Below are 18,393 nucleotides of genomic sequence, written 5' to 3'. Positions count from 1 at the left end.
CGCGCGTGTCTCACGCGCGCCGTCCGGTATCGGATAGACGTGCGGCCTCAGTAGCCGACGAACGGGGAGGGACCGCCGCTCGCGGTCTGATCGAGGTGGTAGTACACGTGGCGGCCGTAGAAGAACGGCAGACCGAGGTCGAAGCTGGCGTTGCCGCTGATCTGACCGGCGAGGTTGTTGAACGCGAAGTTGCTGCCGTTCGCGAACAGCGTCTGCGCACTCAGAATGCCCACGCTCGCGACCGCCGACACCTTGTTCAATCCTACCAGCGTGACCGTGCGGGTTTGCGCCGACGACGGGCAATAGAAGCCCGGGAACTGGCTGCCGCACAGCGTGATCGAGCCATCGGTGAAGAAATAGCCGTTCGAGCCGGAATCGAGGAACGCCTGGACCGTCGCGCCGTTGAAGCTGCTGTTGTCGAGATCGCCGAATGGGCCGGTCGTGAAGACCTGCGCGGCCGCAAGCGGGTTGTTCCCCTGTGTGCCGATGCCGAACACCAGCGTGCCGGTCGCCGACGCCTGCCCGAAGTTCGACACGGGCGCCATCTGTACGATCACGCCGTTGTTGTCGAGCGGGAAGTTCGCGACCGGGTTGGCCACCTGTTGGTTGATCGGCACCGCGGTGCGCGTGCACGACGTGCCGTTCGGGCAGGCGAAGTAGTTGCTGTAGGTCGCCGCGGTCGCCGGGTTCGCACAGGTCGCGCCGCAATCGGTCAGCGCGGTGCCGACGCCGAGAATGCCGTTGGCGCCCAGATCGCTGACCGTGTTTTGGGGCGAACCGCTGCCGCAGCCGCTCGTGGGTACCGTGCTCGTGGGCTTGTCGCCGATGATCTGCAGCGGGATGGCGCCGGTCGTCGTTTCACCGCCGATCGTCACGAGCGCGGTGCGCACCGAGCCCCACGTGAAGCCGTCCGCGAACGTCGCGCACTCGGCGAGTTGCGGGCCGCCGCTGCCGAGTGTGCTGTTTGGCAGCGCGCCCAGCAGCGTCGAATTGAGCACCGAGCTGACCACGCGCAAGCCGAACGAGCCGGTGTCGAGCTGGATGTTGTTGATGGTCTGGCAGTTGGTGGTCGAGCCCGGCGCGCAGATCGTCACGCTGACGGTCGGGATGTTGATGACACCGGCCGCGCCGCGGCCAACCGTGATCGGCACCGTGTTCGACGCGTTCGCGGAAATCGGCTGCTGGGTCGGGCTGGGCGGCAGCGAACCGCCGTTCAGTCCGTTCGACGTGCCGCCGCCATTGTTGGAGCCGGAGTTGTCATCGCTGCCGCCACCTCCGCAGGCAACGAGCGTCGCCGTCAGCAGCACGGCAACCATGGCCTGCATCCAGCCTTTCAGATTCGCGGTCGTGAGCATGATTCGCATCGTCGTCCTCGCCGTTACTGGATGTCGGAACCGCTGACGCCGGCGGGCAGCGCTGATGGCAGCCACGCGACGCCGCTGAACGCGCCCATGTGGCCGCCCGAATGCACCACGATGTTGCCGTCGTTCACGGCGACCGGCCCCCGCGCGTTGCCGCGCGCGGCGCGAGCGGCCTTCACGCCGGCCACGTACTGCGGGAAATAACTGCCGAGCAGATCATTGAGATCGGGCATTTGCGGACCACGCCACGCAATGCCGAATACCGCGCCGCTCGTGCTCAGATATTCGCGCACGACGGTGCCGTTGCCGAACGTGGTCTCGCGTACCGTGTAGGAAGCGGGTGTGGAAGAGGTGGAAGATGCCCCGCTCGCTTGAGAACGCATCACACTTTGCGATGATCCGCTGGCGGGCTGCACCACGCGGGACGACACCGACGCGTCGGACGGGGGGGTAAGCGGCGCGCTGCCCAGCGCCGCATGGGCTGATTGCGCGGCCGTCAGGGCCAGTAACGAACATGGCAACACGAGCGCCGTGACTCCGGCGCGACCAATACGACTCCACATGAGAAGCTCCTCCCGGGCCGCGGCACGCTTCGCCGGTTACACGAAGCGGCCGCTTATAGGCAGATGATACGGCGCCACCGCGGCCGCAATGCCGAGGGATCTCCTCGCCACGCGACTGCCCGGCGTTGCGCGGGCCGGGTGCCGTACCGCTTTGACCTCGTAGTATGCCTGCGGATTCTTTCAGCCGGCGCAAGGTACGCCGGCACGTGCGACTTACCGACTATTACTAGCAGGAAATCGTAAGGAAGATGGGGAGTCGGTGCCGATTGACCGCGTGTTTGGCGTAAATCGCGGAGAAAGCACCAGCCCGGCGCGCTTGCCGGGCCGTATCGTTTGCTCAGAAACCCAGGCTCGCGAGCAGATCGTCGACCTGCGATTGATCCTGGACCACATCCGTCTTGCCTTCCGGATTGATCTGCGGACCGTTGAGCAGATGCTCGGGGCTGCCCGTCGACGACACCTCGGCCTTCAGAGCCGCCGCATGCGCCGCGAACTGCTCGCGCCTCTCGAGCGCGATGTTCTCGACCAGCACGCCGAGCAGCTGCTGCTCGATCAGATAGACGACCTCGGTGATCTTCTTGATCACCTGGCCGGTCAGATCCTGGAAGTCCTGCGCGAGCATGATCTCCATCAGCTGCGAGTTGGTCGCGCTGGTCGAGTCGGGCACGCCGCGCAGGAAGGTGCGCGTGTCGTTCATCAGCGCGCGCACTTCCTCGCGTTCGATCGGCGCCGCGTACCACTGCTCCCAGCGCGCGTCGAGCGTGCACGCGTCTTTCTGCAACTGCTCCTGGATCGGCTTCGCGATGTCGATCGCCGACAGCACGCGCTCGGCGGCCTGCTCGGTCATGTTGGCGATGTACTTCAGCCGGTCGCGCGCGTCGGGCACGGCTTCGGCCGCGCGCTCGACGTGCTTGTCGAGCCCGAGTTCGCGCATCGAATCGCGCAACGTGCGCGTCAGTTGACCGATGCGCGCAAGGATGCGGTCCGACGCGAAGTCGCCGCTATCGCTGCCCGCTTCGGCGCCAGGCGTTTGGGTCGGCGGCGTCACGTCAGCTCCCGGCTTTCGCCATCTTCTCGAGAATCTTGTTGAGCTTCTCGTCGAGCGTCGCGGCCGTGAACGGCTTGACGACGTAACCGCTCGCGCCGGCCTGCGCCGCCGCGATGATGTTTTCCTTCTTCGACTCGGCCGTCACCATCAGCACCGGCAGATGCGCGAGGCTCGCGTCGGCGCGAATTTCCTTCAGCATCGCGAGGCCGTCGAGGTTCGGCATATTCCAGTCCGAGATCACGAACTCGTAGCTGCCGCTGCGCAGACGCGCGAGACCGGCCTGGCCGTCTTCCGCCTCGTCGACGTTCGAGTAGCCCAGTTCCTTCAGCAGGTTGCGGACGATCCGGCGCATCGTCGGAAAATCGTCAACCACCAGAATCTTCATTCCCTTGTCCATTTCTTTCCCTTTGCTTGATCCATGTTGCGGCGTTGAACCGCGTCATTCCATCCGGCACGCATCATACCCGCTGAACGCGGTCACCCATCGACGACAAACGCGCCATCACGCGCCGGCTCATGTCCGGCAGCGAGGCGATTTCGTCGGCCGCACCGAGAGCGATCGCCTCGCGCGGCATGCCGAACACGATGCAGCTCGCCTCGTCCTGCGCCAGCGTGTAGGCACCGGCTTTTCTCATCTCCAGCAGACCGGCCGCGCCGTCGCGCCCCATGCCGGTCAGAATCACGCCGACCGCGTTCTTGCCCGCATGCTGCGCGGCCGAGCGGAACAGCACATCGACCGACGGACGATGCCGGTTCACCGGCGGGTCGTCGGACAGATGCGCAATATAGTTCGCACCGCTCCTCGCGAGCAACAGATGCGCGTGGCCCGGCGCGATGTACGCGTGCCCCGGCAGCACCCGCTCGCCGTGCTCTGCTTCTTTAACGGTAATCCGGCACAAACCATTGAGGCGTTGCGCAAAAGATTTCGTGAAGCCCGGCGGCATGTGCTGCGCGATCAGCACCGCGGGCGCATCGGGCGGCAGCGGCACCAGCACTTCGCGAATCGCCTCGGTGCCACCCGTCGACGCACCGACGATGACCAGCTTCTCGGTACTGAGCAGCGGGTTGTTGAAGAGCGGCGCCGAGCCGACCGGCGCATGCGCCGCCTGGGTGGCCGCATGCTGCGCGGGCGCGGCCTGGCGCACGCGCGCGCGGGCCGCCGCGCGAACCTTGTCGGCGAGCTTTTCCGCATAGTCGAGCATGCCGTCGCGAATACCGACCTTCGGCTTGGTCACGAAATCGACCGCGCCGAGTTCGAGCGCGCGCAGCGTGATTTCGTTGCCGCGCTCGGTCAGCGACGACACCATCACGACCGGCATCGGCCTCAGACGCATCAGCTTCTCGAGAAAATCGAGGCCGTCCATGCGCGGCATTTCGACGTCGAGCGTCAACACGTCCGGGTTGTGCTGCTTGATCAGCTCGCGCGCGACGAGCGGATCGGGCGCCGTCGCCACCACCGTCATGTCCGGCTGGCCATTGATGATCTCGGTCATCAGGCTGCGGATCAGCGCCGAATCGTCGACGCACAATACCTTGATCTTTTGCACAGCGCTCACGCCTCCTCTGTGGTTCTGGCGTTGTTGGAATAAGTCGGGCGCGGGCTCGCGCCGAACAGTTCGATTTTCGGCCGCGCGGCGGCCGGCTTCGCGAACAGCTCGACCCGGCTGCGCGCCGCGGCGAGCCGCTCGGCGCGCGCTTCGGCGCTCTGCCGCACGAGCGCCTGTTCGCGCTCGGCGACGCCCGCTTCCTGTTGCAAGCGCAATTTCTTCACCATCACCTGGCCGGTGCGCGGCATGAACGCGACCTTGCGCGGATGCGAGCCCTGCAGGTCCTCGGCGACGATGCGGATCTTTTCGGTGGCCAGATAGCGGCGCACGAACTCCGAGTTGCGATCGCCGATGTTCATCGTCGTCATGCCCGCGAGCACCGCGCCGCCGCCGAACACCTTGGCCTCGAAGCGCTCGCGCCGGCCGCCCGCCTTGATCAGTTCGTTGATCAGCACTTCCATCGCGTAGGCGCCGTAGCGCATCGAGTCCGACGCGGCCTGCGCGAGGTCGGCGCCGTCGTCGGGCAGCATGAAGTGATTCATGCCGCCGATGCCCGCGGTGCGGTCCTGGATGCAGGCCGCGACGCACGAGCCGAGCACGGTCACGAGCACCATGTCTTCGCTCGTCGTGTAGAACTCGTTGGGCAACAGCTTCACGCCGGGGCGCTGGAAGTGGTTGTCGTAGTACAGGTTGGCAGCGATCGGCAGCGTGCTGCTCATGCGGCCACCCCGCTCGATTGAAGCGCGTCATGCGCCTGGGCGCGCGACGGCGCGCGCGCGCCGCTGGCGTCCCGCGTCAGTTCATAGACGGTCTGGCCGCGCAGCCGGAACGCCTGCGTCACGTACGTGAAGTTTTCCGAATGGCCGGCGAACAGCAGGCCGCCCGGCTTCACCAGCGGCTCGAAGCGCGCCAGCACCTGCGCCTGCGTCGGCTTGTCGAAATAGATCATCACGTTGCGGCAGAAGATCGCGTCGAACTGCGTGCGCAACTGGTAATCGCGATCGGTCAGATTGAGTTGCTCGAAGCGCACGAGCGCGCGCACCTCGGGACGCACCTTGACCATCCCCGCGTGCGCGCCCGTGCCCTTCAGGAAGAAGCGCTTCAGGCGCTCGGGCGACAGGTGCTTGACCTGATCGAACTGGTAGACGCCGGCCTCGGCCTTCGCGAGCACCTGGGTGTCGATGTCGGTCGCGAGCACCGATGCCTGGCGCGCGCCGCTGTCACCGAGCGCTTCGATCAGCGTCATCGCGATCGAGTACGGCTCCTCGCCGGTCGATGCCGCCGAGCACCACACGGACACCGGTTGCGAACGGCGCGGCACGAACTCGCCGAGGATCGGAAAGTGATGAGCTTCGCGGAAGAACGCGGTCAGGTTGGTGGTCAGCGCATTGGTGAACGCTTCCCACTCGGCCGGATCGTTTTCCGCTTCGAGCAGATCGAGATACTGGCGGAACGTATCGATGCCGCGCGCCCGCAAGCGTCGCGCGAGGCGGCTATACGCCATGTCGCGCTTGTGGTCCGACAGCGAGATGCCCGCCACGCGATGAATCAGATCGCGGATGCGGGCGAAATCCGCCGCCGTGAATTCGAAATCGCGTCCCGTCTCGACGGACCTGGCCGGCTCCATGCCGTCAGGTGCCGCCCGCACGGGGCGTTGTGTTGCGCGCGTTGCCATCATCAAAATTCCTGTCTGCGATATGAGCCATCACGCTCGCCGCCCAGCCGCACTGGCTGGGGGATAGGAATTGTTTTCGCGGGGTCGCGCCCTCCCGCGAGTACCGTCGACATACGGCCGGCTCGCGACACGCGTGCTGCGCGTGCTTCGATGCTTCGCCCATCCGCGGGCGCGATGCCGGTTGACCACATATCACTCTGCCGTTGCCTAAAACGTTTCCCAGTCCGCGTCCGAGCTTGCCTTCGCCGTGCTCGCCGGAGCGGCGCGCGCGGGCATGTCGGTCGTCGCGCGAGCCGCTGCTGCGGCCGGCCTGGACTTCAAGGCCGGTTCGACGCGTGCGGCTGCATCGTGCTGGCTCGGGGCCGCCGGGGCCGCAGCAGTTGCCTTCGCTTCGCTGCTCGCGCCGGCCGGGTGCACCGGAGTCGCCGCGTTCGCTGCTTGCGGTGCCGCCTTGGCGAACTGCGCGGAGGCTTGCGAACGCGGCGTCGCCGGTGCGCTCTGACGCGCCGGAGTGCCGCCGGCCACCTTCCAGCCACTCAGCACCGCTTGCAACTGCCGCGTCTGATCTTCGAGCGACGCCGCTGCGGCGGCCGCCTGTTCGACCAGCGCCGCGTTCTGCTGCGTGACCGAATCCATTTGCACGACCGCGCGATTGACCTGCTCGATGCCGCTCGACTGCTCTTCCGACGCCGCGCTGATCTCGCCCATGATGTCGGTCACGCGACGCACCGCCTGGACGATTTCGTCCATCGTCGTGCCGGCGCGGCCGACCAGTTCGGAGCCGCTCTTCACCTTGTCGGCCGAATCGCCGATCAGTTCCTTGATCTCCTTCGCGGCGCTCGCGCTGCGCTGCGCGAGGCTGCGCACTTCGCCCGCGACCACCGCGAAGCCGCGGCCCTGTTCGCCGGCCCGCGCGGCTTCGACCGCCGCGTTCAGCGCGAGGATGTTGGTCTGGAACGCGATGCCCTCGATTACGCCGATGATGTCGACGACCTTGTTCGAACTGGTCGCGATCTCCTGCATCGTCGTGACGACCTGGCTCACCACCTCGCCGCCGCGGGTCGCGATGTCCGACGCGTTGACGGCGAGCTGGCTCGCCTGGCGCGCGTTCTCGGTGTTCTGCCGCACGGTGCCGGTCAGCTGATCCATGCTCGACGCGGTTTCCTGCAGCGACGCCGCTTGCTGCTCGGTGCGCTGCGACAGATCGGTGTTGCCCATCGCGATTTCGCGCGCGCCGGTGTCGATCGATTCGGTGCCGCTGCGCACCGCGCGCAGCATCGTCGCGAGGCTTTCCTGCATCCGCTTGATGCCCGCGAACAGGCGGCCGATTTCGTTGTTGCTGAATGCCACGACCGGGGTGGACAGGTCGCCCGCGGCGATGCGCTCGAAGCACGCGGTCGCGTCTTTCAGCGGCTGCACGATGAGCCCACGCAGCGCGAAGCTGATGCCGACCACCACCAGCAGCGCGAATGCCGTGACCACGCTGATCAGCGTGATCATCAGCGATGTGTTCGACTGCGCGCTCGCCTCCTGATCGGCCACGCTTTGCTGCAGCGCCTGGATCACCGCGGCCGCCGCCGCGTCGTAGGCAATGAACATCGGGCTGATCCTGGTGTCCGCGACCGCGTGATACGCGTCGAGATTGTTCGCGTTCAGCGCGGCGAATTCGACGTCGACGCCGTCGTGCATCACCGTCGTATGTTTGGCGAGCACATCGTCGAGCAAGGGTTGCTCGACGCCGTGCTTCGGCGCGTCGAGATACGCTTGCCAGCTCTGATTGCCCTTGCCGAGCAGCTCCTGCGCGCGATCGAGTGCTTTCTTCGCCTCGTCCGCCTTGCCGGCGGCCGTCAGCGTGTTGAAACGTTCGATCGCGATGCGCGAGCGCAGTAGATACGCTGACGCGTCGTCGAGCGCATGAATCGCGACCAGTTCGCCGCCCGCGATGCGTTCGAGCGAGCCGCTCGCGCGATTCAGCGCGGTCAGCCCGAGCGCGCCGACCGCCACGGTCAGCGTCACCAGAAGAATCCCCACCATCGTCAGCGATGTGCGGATCGACCACCTGCTCAGCATGTTGATGCTCCTTGTGCCGGGTTCCGTTACTGCCTGCCGTCAGATGCCGAGCGTCTCGGTCAGCGCCATCTCGGAGCTGGTCATCAGCTTCTCGATGTCCATCAGGATCAGCATGCGGCCGTCGACCGTGCCGAGGCCGGTCAGGTATTCGGTCGTCAGCGTCGCGCCGAATTCCGGCGCCGGCATGATCTGGTCGGCCGCCAGCGTCAGCACGTCCGAGACGCCGTCCACGACCATCCCGACCACGCGATGCGCGACGTTCAGGATGATCACGACGGTCTGATGGTCGTACTCGACGCGGCCCAGATGGAATTTGATCCGCATGTCGACGATCGGCACGATGATGCCGCGCAGGTTGATCACGCCCTTGATGAACTCGGGCGCATTGGCGATGCGCGTCACGTTGTCGTAGCCGCGGATTTCCTGCACCTTCAGGATGTCGATGCCGTACTCTTCCGCGCCGAGCGTGAAGACGAGGAATTCCTGACCGCCGGCGTCCGCCTGCGCGTCGCGGCGGCCATTCGTACCGCTCGCATTTGCGACGCTCGAATTGATGGATTGGACTTCTGCCACGTTAGCCCCCAAACGGTTGGGATAAATTGAGTTGAAGTTGTGTTGCGATGTCTGTCATTGAGGCGTTTGCTGCATGCGTCACGCGAGGCTCATCGCCTGCGCATGCCCATGCGCATGACGCGTTTCGCGGTTCAGCGCCGCGACGTCCACGATCAGCGCGACGCTGCCGTCGCCCAGAATGGTCGCCGCGGAAATGCCGTGCACCTTGCGGTAATTCGTTTCCAGATTCTTCACGACCACCTGCTGCTGGCCGACGAGTTCGTCGATCAGCATCGCGAAGCGCCGTCCCTCGGTCTGCATGATCGTGACGATGCCCTGGGTCGGCTCCTGCTTCGCCTCCGACACGTTGAACACTTCATGCAACGCGACGAGCGGCAGGTATTCGCCGCGCACGCGCACCACGCGCTCGCCGTTGGCCACCGTGTAGATGTCTTCGGCTTGCGGCTGCAGCGACTCCATCACGAAGTTCAGCGGCAGGATGAAGATCTCGTTGCCGACCTTCACCGACATGCCGTCGAGAATCGCCAGCGTGAGCGGCAACACGATCCGCGTGGTGCTGCCCTTGCCCGCGTGCGACGTGATCTCGACGTGACCGCCCATCGACTGGATGTTGCGCTTCACCACGTCCATGCCGACGCCGCGGCCGGACACGTCGGTGACCTGCTCGGCGGTCGAGAAGCCCGGCAGGAAGATCAGGTTCCAGACTTCCTCGTCGGTCATCGTTTCGCTGACCTGCATGCCCTGCTTGACCGCCTTCGCGAGAATCTTGTCGCGGCGCAGGCCCGCGCCGTCGTCGCTGACCTCGATGACGATGTTGCCGCCGTGGTGCGCCGCCGACAGCACCAGCTGACCGGTCGAATCCTTGCCCGCCGCGCGCCGTGCCTCGACGGTTTCGATGCCGTGGTCGAGACTGTTGCGCACGAGGTGCGTCAACGGATCGATGATCCGTTCGATGAGGCTCTTGTCGAGTTCGGTCGCTTGACCGAAGGTGACGAGTTCGACCTCCTTGCCGAGTTTTGCCGCGAGATCGCGCACCAGACGCGGGAAGCGGCTGAATACGTAATCCATCGGCATCATGCGGATCGACATCACCGCTTCCTGCAGATCGCGCGCGTTGCGCTCGAGCTGCGCCATGCCGTTGAAGAGCCGGTCGTGCAGCGCCGGATCGAACGTGCTGGTGGTCTCCGCGAGCATCGCCTGCGTGATCACCAGCTCGCCGACCAGGTTGATCAGCTGATCGACCTTCTCGACGCCGACGCGAATCGAGCTGCCTTCGCCGGCCGCCGCCGCGGCGGCCGGGCGGGTCGCCTTGCGGTCGTGTTCGGCGGACCCGGCCGACGCCGGTTTGGCTGCCGCCGGAGCCGCCGCGGGTGGTGCTGGCGGCGGCTCGATGCTGTCGGCGTGACTGGCCGCGCTTGCGGGCGCAGCGGCGGGAGCCGCCGGAGCCGAAGATGCCGCCTGCTCCGCATGAACCACCGGCTGCGCCTGCGCTTGCGCCGCGGGAGCGGCGGGGGCGACAGGCGCGCTTTGCGCCGGTGTCGGAACGGCGGCAGCGGCGGGCGTTCCAGGTTCGCCCTGCTGCGCGTCGTCCGCCGGCGCGGTGCCACGGCCGATCGTGATCTGACTTTCGTCGATCACGAAGCAGCACACGGCGATGATGTCGTCGGAGGGTACGTCGCTCGAGAGCCACAGCATCAGATCGCCGCCGCTCTTGACCTGCCCGACGATATTGCCCAGGTTGCCCAGCTCTTCAGCGAGCAGTTCCTGGTCTTTCTCTCCCACGCCCCGTAGCGTAATTTTCAGATGTGGGCCGGCGCTGTCGTCCGTGCCCGCGGCCTGCCCGGTCTGTGCCGGTTCGCCGTCCATCCATTCGCCCGCCATTTGCACCGCCTGTTCGACGACGTGCTCGGGCGGGGTGCCGCCTTGCTGCTGTACCGCGGTTGTTGCTGTTGTTGTTTGGGTTGCCGCCTGCGCTGCGGCCGGCGCGGTCTGCACGGCTGCCGCTGCCGGCGCTCCGCCCATGCGGCTTTCCGCGTGCAGCTGCTCGAGCTTCGCGCAGATCGCGCGCGCCACCTCGGCGTCGGGCTCGGCGCTCGCGCGGTAGTCGGCGAGCTGGCCGGACAGTACGTCCTTGGTCTCGAGGAACGTGTCGATCATGTCCTTGCGCAGCACCAGCTCGTTGTTGCGCGCGCGATCGAGCAGCGACTCGAGAATGTGCGTGGTCTCGGTGAGCGCGGTGAAGCCGAACGTCGCCGCGCCGCCCTTGATCGAATGCGCGGCGCGAAAGATCGCCGCGAGGTCTTCGGGGTCCGGGCGGGCCACGTCGAGATTGAGCAGCAATTGCTCCATCTGCGCGAGCAGTTCGTCCGCTTCGTCGAAGAACGTCTGATAGAACTGTGTGATGTCGAGTGTCATGCCTGGTTCACCGCGAGAGTGCCTGTCTGGCGCGAGTTGCCGGAGAGGCGCGTCGAGAGCTATCTGTACTGTGTCTAAAGGTATTGATTGCGCGGATCAATCCGGGTCCGGTTCGGCCAGCGCCGCCACCAGCTCGGTCAGCATGTCCGGGTCGAGCGGCTTTTCGATCCAGCCGGTCGCGCCCGCTGCGCGCGCCGCCTCTTTGAAGGGTTCGCCCGATTCCGTCGTGAGGACGAGGATGGGCGTCGCCTGATAGGCCGGATTTCCGCGCAGCGCGGTGATCAGATCGAGACCGGTCTTGCCGGGCATGTGCTGGTCGGTCAACACGAGATCGAACGCCATCGCGAGCGCGTTTTCGAGCCCTTCGTTGCCGTCCGCCGCGAGCGTGACCTCATAGCCGGCGCCCGTCAGCGTCGCGGCGAGGATCTGCCGCATCGATGCCGAATCGTCGACTGCCAGGATGTGCCTGATCATGAAAACCTCGCTGCGCTAAACACTGTGCCGCCTGCCGGGGTGCGCCGCTCGGGCGCGGGCCCCGGCCCGGCGGCCGCGGTCTGTTACTTTGCCGGCGGCGCCGCCGCCGGCAACTTCGGTGCAACCGTCACCGGCTGCGCAAGTTTTTGCAGCAGCGGCTTCGAGCCGGCTGCGTCGTCCGACAGCGTGGTCGTCGTCGAATCGTCGTGATCGAGCGCCGCCTCGGACTTCTTGTTCAACACGATGATGCTGATGCGACGGTTCTCCGGATCGAGCGGGTCCGCCTTGTTCAGGTTCTGCGTCGACGCGAGACCGAGCACGCGCATCACCTTCGCTTCGTCCATGCCACCCGCGACCAGCTCGCGCCGCGACGCGTTCGCGCGGTCGGCCGACAGCTCCCAGTTGCTATAGCCCTTCTCGCCGCCCGCGTACGGCACCGCGTCGGTGTGGCCCTGGACGATGATGCGGTTCGGCACGTCGTTCAGCGTGTGGCCGATCTCGCGCAGGATGTCGCGCATGTACGGTTCGACGACGTCGCGCGCGGTCGCGAACATCGGCCGCTTCTGCGAATCGACGATCTCGATGCGCAGGCCGGTCAGGGTCGAGTCGATACGGATCTGCTGCTTGAACTGGCGCAGCACCGGGTTCGCCTCGATCGCGGCCATCAGCTTGACCTGCAGATCGTGCAGGCGCACCTGCTCGCGGCGTTCGAGCTCGCCCTGCAACTGCTTCACCGCTTCCTCGTTGTTGCGCGACGCGGTGCGCTCGGCCCGGTTGCTGCTGCCGTCGGTCGAGCGGGTCACGCCCTGCGCGTCGGTCGAGATGTCGCGCCCGCCGCCCTTCAGGATGCTCGAGTCTTCGGCGCTGCGGTCGCCGCCCCACAGCGTGATCTTCAGCGGCTGGTTGAAGTACTCGGCGATGCCCTTCAGCTGCACGGTGGAGGCCGAACTCAGCAGCCACATCAGCAGGAAGAACGCCATCATGGCGGTCATGAAGTCCGCGTAGGCGAGCTTCCATGCGCCACCGTGATGACCATGCTTCTTCGGCGCCGAGCGCTTGACAACGATTGCGCGGTCTTTGTCCTTGCTGCTCATCGATTCGGTTCCCGTCGCCGCCTTATTTCGCCTTGACGCGGCGCACGTGCTCTTCGAGCTCGGCAAACGACGGGCGCTCGGTCGAGAACAGCACCTTGCGGCCGAACTCGACCGCGATCGCCGGCGCATAGCCGTTCAGGCTCGCCAGGATCGTCACCTTGATGCACTGGAACATCTTGGTGGACTCGGTCACGCGCTGTTCGGCGACGCTCGCGAGCGGTCCGATCAGCCCGTACGAAAGCAGAATGCCGAGGAAGGTGCCGACCAGCGCCTGCGCGATCATCTCGCCGAGCACCGCGGGCGGCCTGTCGGCCGAGGCCATCGTGTGCACGACGCCCATCACCGCGGCGACGATACCGAACGCCGGCATCGCGTCGCCAACCTTGCTCAGCGCCTGGGCGGGCGCCTCGCCTTCCTGATGGTGCGTCTCGATCTCCTCGTCCATCAGGCTTTCGATCTCGAACGCATTCATGTTGCCGCCGACCATCAGCCGCAGGTAGTCGGTCAGGAACTCGATGATGTGCTTGTCGGCGAGGATCTTCGGGTACTGCGTGAAGATCGGGCTCTTCGACGGATCGTCGATGTCGGCCTCGAGCGTCAGCGTGCCTTCCTTGCGCGCTTTCGCGAGCAGCACGTACAGGAGCCCCATCAGCTCCATGTAGACGTCCTTGTTGTACTTCGCGCCCTTGAACAGGGTCGGAATGACGCGCAGTGTCGCCCGGATCGTCTTCATTCCGTTACCGAGAATGAACGCGCCAAGTCCGGCGCCGGCGATCATCAGCACCTCAACGGGTTGCAGCAGCGCGCCGAGATGGCCCCCTTCCAGCGCGTAACCGCCGAAGACGGACAACAGCGTCACGAGTGTTCCCACGAATATCAGCACTGCCGAGCCCTCACAAAAATGCGACGGTCACCGTCGTTAGTCAGGTTTACGGCACCGAGGCGGAAAACTTTGGGGAAAAAGACGGCGCTCGCGTCCGGTGTAAACCAGAGGCTTGCGCTGCCTCAACGTGTGCCGCTCAAACTTCGGCGGTGACGAGGATGTCGAGCGTGGGAGCGGTGCAGCGGACCTCGTGAGCCCGCGTGTCGGCCACTTGCGGCACCTCGGCCGGGATTCCGGCGACGGCGGTTTGCCGCTCGGCCCGCGTTTGTGCTGCCTTTTTCGTCTTGCCCGCGCGCGACGGCGGCTGGCACAGCCCGCAAACGAACGCGTGCTGCGGATCGTGCGCGTGCGCGACGAAGTGGCCGCCGCAGCGGCGACAGGCGCTCAGCTGCAGCATGCCCGAGTCGAAGAAGCGCACCAGCGTCCACGCGCGCGTGAGACTGAGCACCGGCTCGTCGTCGTGCAACTGCACGTGTTCCAGATATAGCCGGTAGCTCTTCACGATCGATTCGATCGCGCGGCAGCCGCCGTAGCCGGCCATGAAACGGTAGATGTTGTAGAACAGCGATGAATGAAAGTTCGGCTGCCAGGTCATGAACCAGTCGGTCGAAAACGGCAGCATGCCCTTGGGCGGCGACACCCCTTTCAGTTCCTTGTACAGCTTGATGAGCCGGTCGCGCGACAGGCTGGTTTCCGCCTCCAGCAATTGCAGACGCGCGCCCAGTTCGATCAGCTCGATCGCGAGGGTGATTTCCCGGGCTTCGAGTACGACGCTCTTGCTGGCCATCAGCCGAGCTGCTCGACCGGCTGGCTCGCCATCAGGATCGCCGAATGAGCCTGCGCGATCGCACTCGACTTGTCCTTGTCCGCGAGGGCGGACAGCACCGCGTGATCGTCGAAGCGGAAGCGGCATAGCATCTGGTTGGACGCCGCGAGCTTGACGGTCTGCGCCAACGACAGATTGGCGAGCACGTCGGCCAGCTGGTCCGAAATACCCATGCGGAACATGCCCATCGGCTTGTCTTCGCGCAGCAGACGCTGGGCGAGCAGCAGATAGGACAGATTGACTTCCCTGATCTCACTGAGCATGTGGCTAGTCGTGCTCATGATTCCCCCGTTCGTATGTCCGGCTGGTCAGGCCGATTTTTTTTTGCGGAAACGTTTGCTCGAACGCGCGCGCTGAACCCGCGCGATTCGACTCGTCTCTGGTCTTGCAAGCATTGTCTCGAAAGGGGACACACCCGAAAATCGGAGAGACACCCCACTTGGATGACGGATTAATCCGTCATTTGTGTAGGAATTATTCCTACAACGCAGGGTGCGTCGAAGCTCAGATTGGCACGAATTGAGGCGCTGGGCGGGGCTGATGATGCGCGCTGGGAATTTCTACGGTTGCGGCGTGTACAGGTTGGTGAGTTTTCAGAACTTCATCGCCGCACCGTAAAACGGTGGGAAAGAATTATAAGACGTTTTCACCCGCCTGCCATCAGGCTCGGTTAGCCGCTTTTCCCCTTCATCCGACCCCCGGGTCCGCCGCTTGCTACGGTCCATTTCGCCTGTTTGCCCCGTTCGATTGAGCCGGCGCAATTGCGTTTGCCGATTATGGGGAGCGGTTGCGATTAGACCGTGGGCCTAAGCTGTAACGGTCCATGTTTCGCGCTGTAACAACATTAAGCGTTTGAAAAATAACTCGAATTACCGCGGTCGATCCCGATAATGGAGGCTAAGGGATTACCCGATACCTATTTCGGACCACCCTTCGGGCGGGGAGAAACCGCGCTCAACCGCCCGTTAGGCCTACGTACCTCGAGCGATCCCGCCGTCGTGCGAAGCCCCGGTGAGTGTCAAAAATCTGCATGGGATTCGGGTCAGCGCCCCTCGCGCTAACTCCGATCGATACAGGAGAAAACGCATGCGAATCGCACAAATCGCGCCGCTCTACGAAGCTGTCCCACCGAAACTCTATGGCGGCACCGAACGTGTCGTGTCGTATCTGACCGAGGCGCTCGTCGACCTCGGCCATGACGTCACGCTGTTCGCGAGCGGCGACTCGGTCACGTCCGCCAATCTCGAGGCGTGCTGGCCGCGCGCGCTGCGCCTCGATCCGACGATTCGCGATGCATTGGCGCCGCACGTGCTGATGATGGAAAAGGTCCGCAAGGTCGCGCACGAGTTCGACGTGCTCCACTTCCATCTCGACTACATGCCGTTCCCGCTCTTCACGACGATGGACACGCCGTTCGTGACCACGCTGCACGGGCGCCTGGACCTGCCGGAATTGCAGCCGGTGTTCGACGCGTTCTCGCATGTGCCGGTCGTGTCGATTTCGGATTCGCAGCGTCTGCCGCTGCAGCAGGCCAACTGGCTCAGCACGATCTATCACGGTCTGCCGGACCAGCTGCTGACGCCGCAGCCGCACAAGAAGCCCGAATACCTCGCGTTCCTCGGCCGCATCTGCCCGGAAAAACGCGTCGATACAGCCATCAAGATCGCCGCGCAAAGCGGTCTGCCGCTGAAGATCGCCGCCAAGGTGGACAAGGTCGACATGGAGTACTTCAAGCGCGAGATCGAGCCGCTGCTGTCGATGGCGCATGTCGAGTTCGTCGGCGAAATCAACGAGGCGCAGAAACCCGAGTTTCTGTCGGGCGCGAAGGCGCTGCTGTTCCCGATCGACTGGTCCGAGCCGTTCGGCCTCGTGATGATCGAGTCGATGGCCTGTGGCACGCCGGTTATCGCATTCAACCGCGGGTCGGTGCCCGAAGTGATCGACCACGGCGTGACCGGCTATATCGTCGAGGACGTGCAAGGCGCGGTAGCGGCTCTGCAGCGTCTGGACGAGCTGTCGCGCACCGAAATCCGCGCCCAGTTCGAACGCCGCTTCAGTTCGAAGACGATGGCGCAGAACTATGTCGACGGCTATTCGGCCTTGATTGAAACGTCGCGGCGCCCGGTATTGCGCCAGGTCGCGGTCGGCTAAGCGCGCTTGAAAACGGCCGGCGCTTTTACGGCCGGCCGTTTTCGGTCCGCTTTGAAGCGGAGCTGTGAACCTTCGCTGATAACGCCCAATAGCGGACGAATCCGGCCTCGGTATCGTTTGCGGGACCGGAAAACGAAGTCATTCTCGCCGCCAGACGCGAAAAATGCCGCCCTGTATGGGCGGCTTTTTTAATACTGCGATGGTGGCGCTTCCACTGCGGATTAGCGCGCAGCGATTAAGCCGAAACGGCAAAAAACCCTTCAGACCGCTTGCACCGCGTCACCTCGGGCGGACATCAGGCCGAGCCAATCAGAAAGCGCTCGCGATTCTTGCCGACGATCCATTTGGGCGGCTTGCCGCGCCCGCTCCACGTATTGCCCGACTTCGGGTCCTGGTATTTCGCCGGCAGCGGCGTCTTCTTGGGCGGGCGGCCGCGCTTGGCGGCGACCGCGAAACCGAGATCCTGCGCGGTCAGACCGTATTCGGCGATCTTTTGGCGGATGTCGGCAACGACATTGTCGATTTCCGTGCGTCGCGCTTCTTCTGCCTGTGCCTGCAATTTGGCTATCTGCGCCTTGAGGTCTGCGTATTGAGACATTCGGTTCTCCCTTTCTAGAACTCATTCGACCGCAGACTAGCTGCAATTATAGAAATTCGCAATGGCCACTAATACCGGTTTAGCGAATTTTCCTCTGATAATTATTAAAGCGTGTGAATTGTAAAACACGCGCTTTATCTCGTAATAGTTTATAAATTCTGTCCAGATTGACAATCCTTGACACCTGATTTGGCGCTGCCTACCTAGAATTGCGCGCTCAACGTACGTACTCGCCGTTTTCGATGCGTGCTTCTGAAGTGCCAATTCTTTTTAGGATCACCAAACATGCAGTTGTCAAAGCGCCTCGTTGCCGAACTGTTCGGCACCTTCTGGCTCGTGCTCGGAGGCTGCGGCAGCGCGGTCCTCGCCGCTAACTTCGCCGGGCCGGTTCATGGTCTGGGCATCGGCTTCGTCGGCGTGTCGCTGGCCTTCGGCCTGACCGTGCTGACGATGGCTTTTGCGATCGGCCACATTTCGGGCTGTCACTTGAATCCGGCGGTGAGCGTCGGCCTGACCGTCGCCGGCCGGTTTCCGGTGCGCGATCTGCTGCCCTATATCGCCGCGCAGGTAGTCGGCGCGGTGTTGGGTGCATTCGTGCTGTCGCTGATCGCGTCGGGCAAGCCGGGCTTCGACCTGGTCGCGAGCGGCTTCGCGACGAACGGTTACGGCGAGCAATCGCCGGGGCACTACGCGCTCGCCGCCGCCTTCGTTTGCGAAGTGGTGATGACGGGCTTCTTCCTGTTCGTGATCCTCGGCGCGACCGATCGCCGCGCGCCGGCCGGCTTCGCGCCCATCGCGATCGGCCTGTGCCTGACGCTGATCCACCTGATCTCGATTCCGGTCACCAACACGTCGGTCAATCCGGCGCGCTCGACGGGCCCGGCGCTATTCGTCGGCGGCGCGGCGATCGATCAGCTGTGGCTGTTCTGGGCTGCGCCGATCATCGGTGCGGTGATCGCGGGAGTCGTCTATCCGCTGATCGCCGAGGATCGCTGCAACGATGCGAGCAAGCTGGCGCTCGACTGACGGCCGGTTCGACGTGTCGGTCGCGTGATCGTCGCGTAGTCCGCATGAATGGGCGCCCCAGCGCCCGTTATTCATTGCGAGCGCCAATG

General features: G+C 64.8%; 18 protein-coding genes. 2 read left to right on the top strand and 16 right to left on the bottom strand.

Annotation, left to right across the window (positions count from 1 at the left end):
- Positions 1-47 precede the first annotated feature (47 nt).
- The 15 genes from G5S42_RS29650 to flhD all read right to left on the bottom strand — a co-directional run bounded on the left by G5S42_RS29650 (position 48) and on the right by flhD (position 14,810).
- Positions 48-1,364 (bottom strand): DUF3443 domain-containing protein, encoded by a 1,317-nt coding sequence (locus G5S42_RS29650; RefSeq protein ID WP_176109976.1) that lies wholly within the window; start codon positions 1,362-1,364, stop codon positions 48-50.
- A gap of 14 nt (positions 1,365-1,378) precedes the next feature.
- Positions 1,379-1,924: a DUF2844 domain-containing protein gene (locus tag G5S42_RS29645; protein ID WP_176109975.1), complete on the bottom strand. Its 546-nt coding sequence runs from the start codon at positions 1,922-1,924 to the stop codon at positions 1,379-1,381.
- Between the two features lie 337 nt (positions 1,925-2,261).
- Positions 2,262-2,972, bottom strand: a complete 711-nt coding sequence (cheZ, locus tag G5S42_RS29640) for a protein phosphatase CheZ (RefSeq protein ID WP_176109974.1) — start codon at positions 2,970-2,972, stop codon at positions 2,262-2,264.
- A gap of 1 nt (position 2,973) precedes the next feature.
- Positions 2,974-3,369 (bottom strand): chemotaxis response regulator CheY, encoded by a 396-nt coding sequence (cheY, locus tag G5S42_RS29635; RefSeq protein WP_008923965.1) that lies wholly within the window; start codon positions 3,367-3,369, stop codon positions 2,974-2,976.
- Between the two features lie 61 nt (positions 3,370-3,430).
- Positions 3,431-4,519, bottom strand: coding sequence for a protein-glutamate methylesterase/protein-glutamine glutaminase (locus G5S42_RS29630; RefSeq protein WP_176110671.1), 1,089 nt, complete (start codon positions 4,517-4,519; stop codon positions 3,431-3,433).
- Between the two features lie 5 nt (positions 4,520-4,524).
- Complete coding sequence (cheD, locus tag G5S42_RS29625) at positions 4,525-5,238, bottom strand: chemoreceptor glutamine deamidase CheD (protein ID WP_176109973.1); 714 nt, start codon at positions 5,236-5,238, stop codon at positions 4,525-4,527.
- Complete coding sequence (locus tag G5S42_RS29620; protein WP_176109972.1) at positions 5,235-6,197, bottom strand: CheR family methyltransferase; 963 nt, start codon at positions 6,195-6,197, stop codon at positions 5,235-5,237. Before G5S42_RS29620 ends, cheD begins: the two co-directional genes overlap by 4 nt.
- A 204-nt stretch (positions 6,198-6,401) precedes the next feature.
- Positions 6,402-8,264, bottom strand: a complete 1,863-nt coding sequence (locus tag G5S42_RS29615; RefSeq protein WP_176109971.1) for a methyl-accepting chemotaxis protein — start codon at positions 8,262-8,264, stop codon at positions 6,402-6,404.
- A 39-nt stretch (positions 8,265-8,303) separates the two neighbouring features.
- Positions 8,304-8,837, bottom strand: coding sequence for a chemotaxis protein CheW (locus G5S42_RS29610; protein ID WP_176109970.1), 534 nt, complete (start codon positions 8,835-8,837; stop codon positions 8,304-8,306).
- A 78-nt stretch (positions 8,838-8,915) separates the two neighbouring features.
- Complete coding sequence (gene cheA, locus G5S42_RS29605) at positions 8,916-11,252, bottom strand: chemotaxis protein CheA (RefSeq protein ID WP_176109969.1); 2,337 nt, start codon at positions 11,250-11,252, stop codon at positions 8,916-8,918.
- Between the two features lie 96 nt (positions 11,253-11,348).
- Entirely contained in the window at positions 11,349-11,726 is a 378-nt protein-coding gene (locus G5S42_RS29600; RefSeq protein WP_176109968.1) for a response regulator, read from the bottom strand.
- 83 nt (positions 11,727-11,809) lie between these two features.
- Positions 11,810-12,820, bottom strand: coding sequence for a flagellar motor protein MotB (motB, locus tag G5S42_RS29595; RefSeq protein WP_176109967.1), 1,011 nt, complete (start codon positions 12,818-12,820; stop codon positions 11,810-11,812).
- A gap of 22 nt (positions 12,821-12,842) precedes the next feature.
- Entirely contained in the window at positions 12,843-13,703 is an 861-nt protein-coding gene (gene motA, locus G5S42_RS29590; RefSeq protein WP_176109966.1) for a flagellar motor stator protein MotA, read from the bottom strand.
- A gap of 136 nt (positions 13,704-13,839) precedes the next feature.
- Positions 13,840-14,490: a flagellar transcriptional regulator FlhC gene (flhC, locus tag G5S42_RS29585; protein ID WP_176109965.1), complete on the bottom strand. Its 651-nt coding sequence runs from the start codon at positions 14,488-14,490 to the stop codon at positions 13,840-13,842.
- A complete protein-coding gene (gene flhD, locus G5S42_RS29580; protein ID WP_176109964.1) occupies positions 14,490-14,810 on the bottom strand; it encodes a flagellar transcriptional regulator FlhD in 321 nt (106 codons plus the stop codon). The genes flhC and flhD overlap by 1 nt, the downstream gene beginning before the upstream one ends.
- A gap of 805 nt (positions 14,811-15,615) precedes the next feature.
- Between flhD and G5S42_RS29575 the strand changes: the two genes are divergently transcribed.
- Positions 15,616-16,680: a glycosyltransferase family 4 protein gene (locus G5S42_RS29575; protein WP_152852578.1), complete on the top strand. Its 1,065-nt coding sequence runs from the start codon at positions 15,616-15,618 to the stop codon at positions 16,678-16,680.
- Between the two features lie 295 nt (positions 16,681-16,975).
- Here G5S42_RS29575 and G5S42_RS29570 read toward each other — a convergent pair whose 3' ends face one another.
- Positions 16,976-17,278: an H-NS histone family protein gene (locus G5S42_RS29570; RefSeq protein WP_013090908.1), complete on the bottom strand. Its 303-nt coding sequence runs from the start codon at positions 17,276-17,278 to the stop codon at positions 16,976-16,978.
- A gap of 285 nt (positions 17,279-17,563) precedes the next feature.
- Between G5S42_RS29570 and aqpZ the strand changes: the two genes are divergently transcribed.
- Positions 17,564-18,304: an aquaporin Z gene (gene aqpZ / locus G5S42_RS29565; protein WP_176109963.1), complete on the top strand. Its 741-nt coding sequence runs from the start codon at positions 17,564-17,566 to the stop codon at positions 18,302-18,304.
- Positions 18,305-18,393: the final 89 nt, after the last annotated feature.

The sequence above is a fragment of the Paraburkholderia youngii genome (assembly GCF_013366925.1).
Lineage (GTDB): Bacteria > Pseudomonadota > Gammaproteobacteria > Burkholderiales > Burkholderiaceae > Paraburkholderia > Paraburkholderia youngii.
This window is presented reverse-complemented; position numbering and strand designations above follow the sequence as displayed.

Excerpts from the sequence above, each read along its gene's own strand:
- G5S42_RS29650 (WP_176109976.1), bottom strand. The coding sequence starts at position 1,364 with ATGCGAATCATGCTCACGACCGCGAATCTGAAAGGCTGGATGCAGGCC.
- G5S42_RS29645 (WP_176109975.1), bottom strand. The coding sequence starts at position 1,924 with ATGTGGAGTCGTATTGGTCGCGCCGGAGTCACGGCGCTCGTGTTGCCA.
- cheY (WP_008923965.1), bottom strand. The coding sequence starts at position 3,369 with ATGGACAAGGGAATGAAGATTCTGGTGGTTGACGATTTTCCGACGATG.
- cheD (WP_176109973.1), bottom strand. The coding sequence starts at position 5,238 with ATGAGCAGCACGCTGCCGATCGCTGCCAACCTGTACTACGACAACCAC.
- G5S42_RS29620 (WP_176109972.1), bottom strand. The coding sequence starts at position 6,197 with ATGATGGCAACGCGCGCAACACAACGCCCCGTGCGGGCGGCACCTGAC.
- G5S42_RS29615 (WP_176109971.1), bottom strand. The coding sequence starts at position 8,264 with ATGCTGAGCAGGTGGTCGATCCGCACATCGCTGACGATGGTGGGGATT.
- cheA (WP_176109969.1), bottom strand. The coding sequence starts at position 11,252 with ATGACACTCGACATCACACAGTTCTATCAGACGTTCTTCGACGAAGCG.
- G5S42_RS29600 (WP_176109968.1), bottom strand. The coding sequence starts at position 11,726 with ATGATCAGGCACATCCTGGCAGTCGACGATTCGGCATCGATGCGGCAG.
- motB (WP_176109967.1), bottom strand. The coding sequence starts at position 12,820 with ATGAGCAGCAAGGACAAAGACCGCGCAATCGTTGTCAAGCGCTCGGCG.
- flhC (WP_176109965.1), bottom strand. The coding sequence starts at position 14,490 with ATGGCCAGCAAGAGCGTCGTACTCGAAGCCCGGGAAATCACCCTCGCG.
- flhD (WP_176109964.1), bottom strand. The coding sequence starts at position 14,810 with ATGAGCACGACTAGCCACATGCTCAGTGAGATCAGGGAAGTCAATCTG.
- G5S42_RS29575 (WP_152852578.1), top strand. The coding sequence starts at position 15,616 with ATGCGAATCGCACAAATCGCGCCGCTCTACGAAGCTGTCCCACCGAAA.
- G5S42_RS29570 (WP_013090908.1), bottom strand. The coding sequence starts at position 17,278 with ATGTCTCAATACGCAGACCTCAAGGCGCAGATAGCCAAATTGCAGGCA.
- aqpZ (WP_176109963.1), top strand. The coding sequence starts at position 17,564 with ATGCAGTTGTCAAAGCGCCTCGTTGCCGAACTGTTCGGCACCTTCTGG.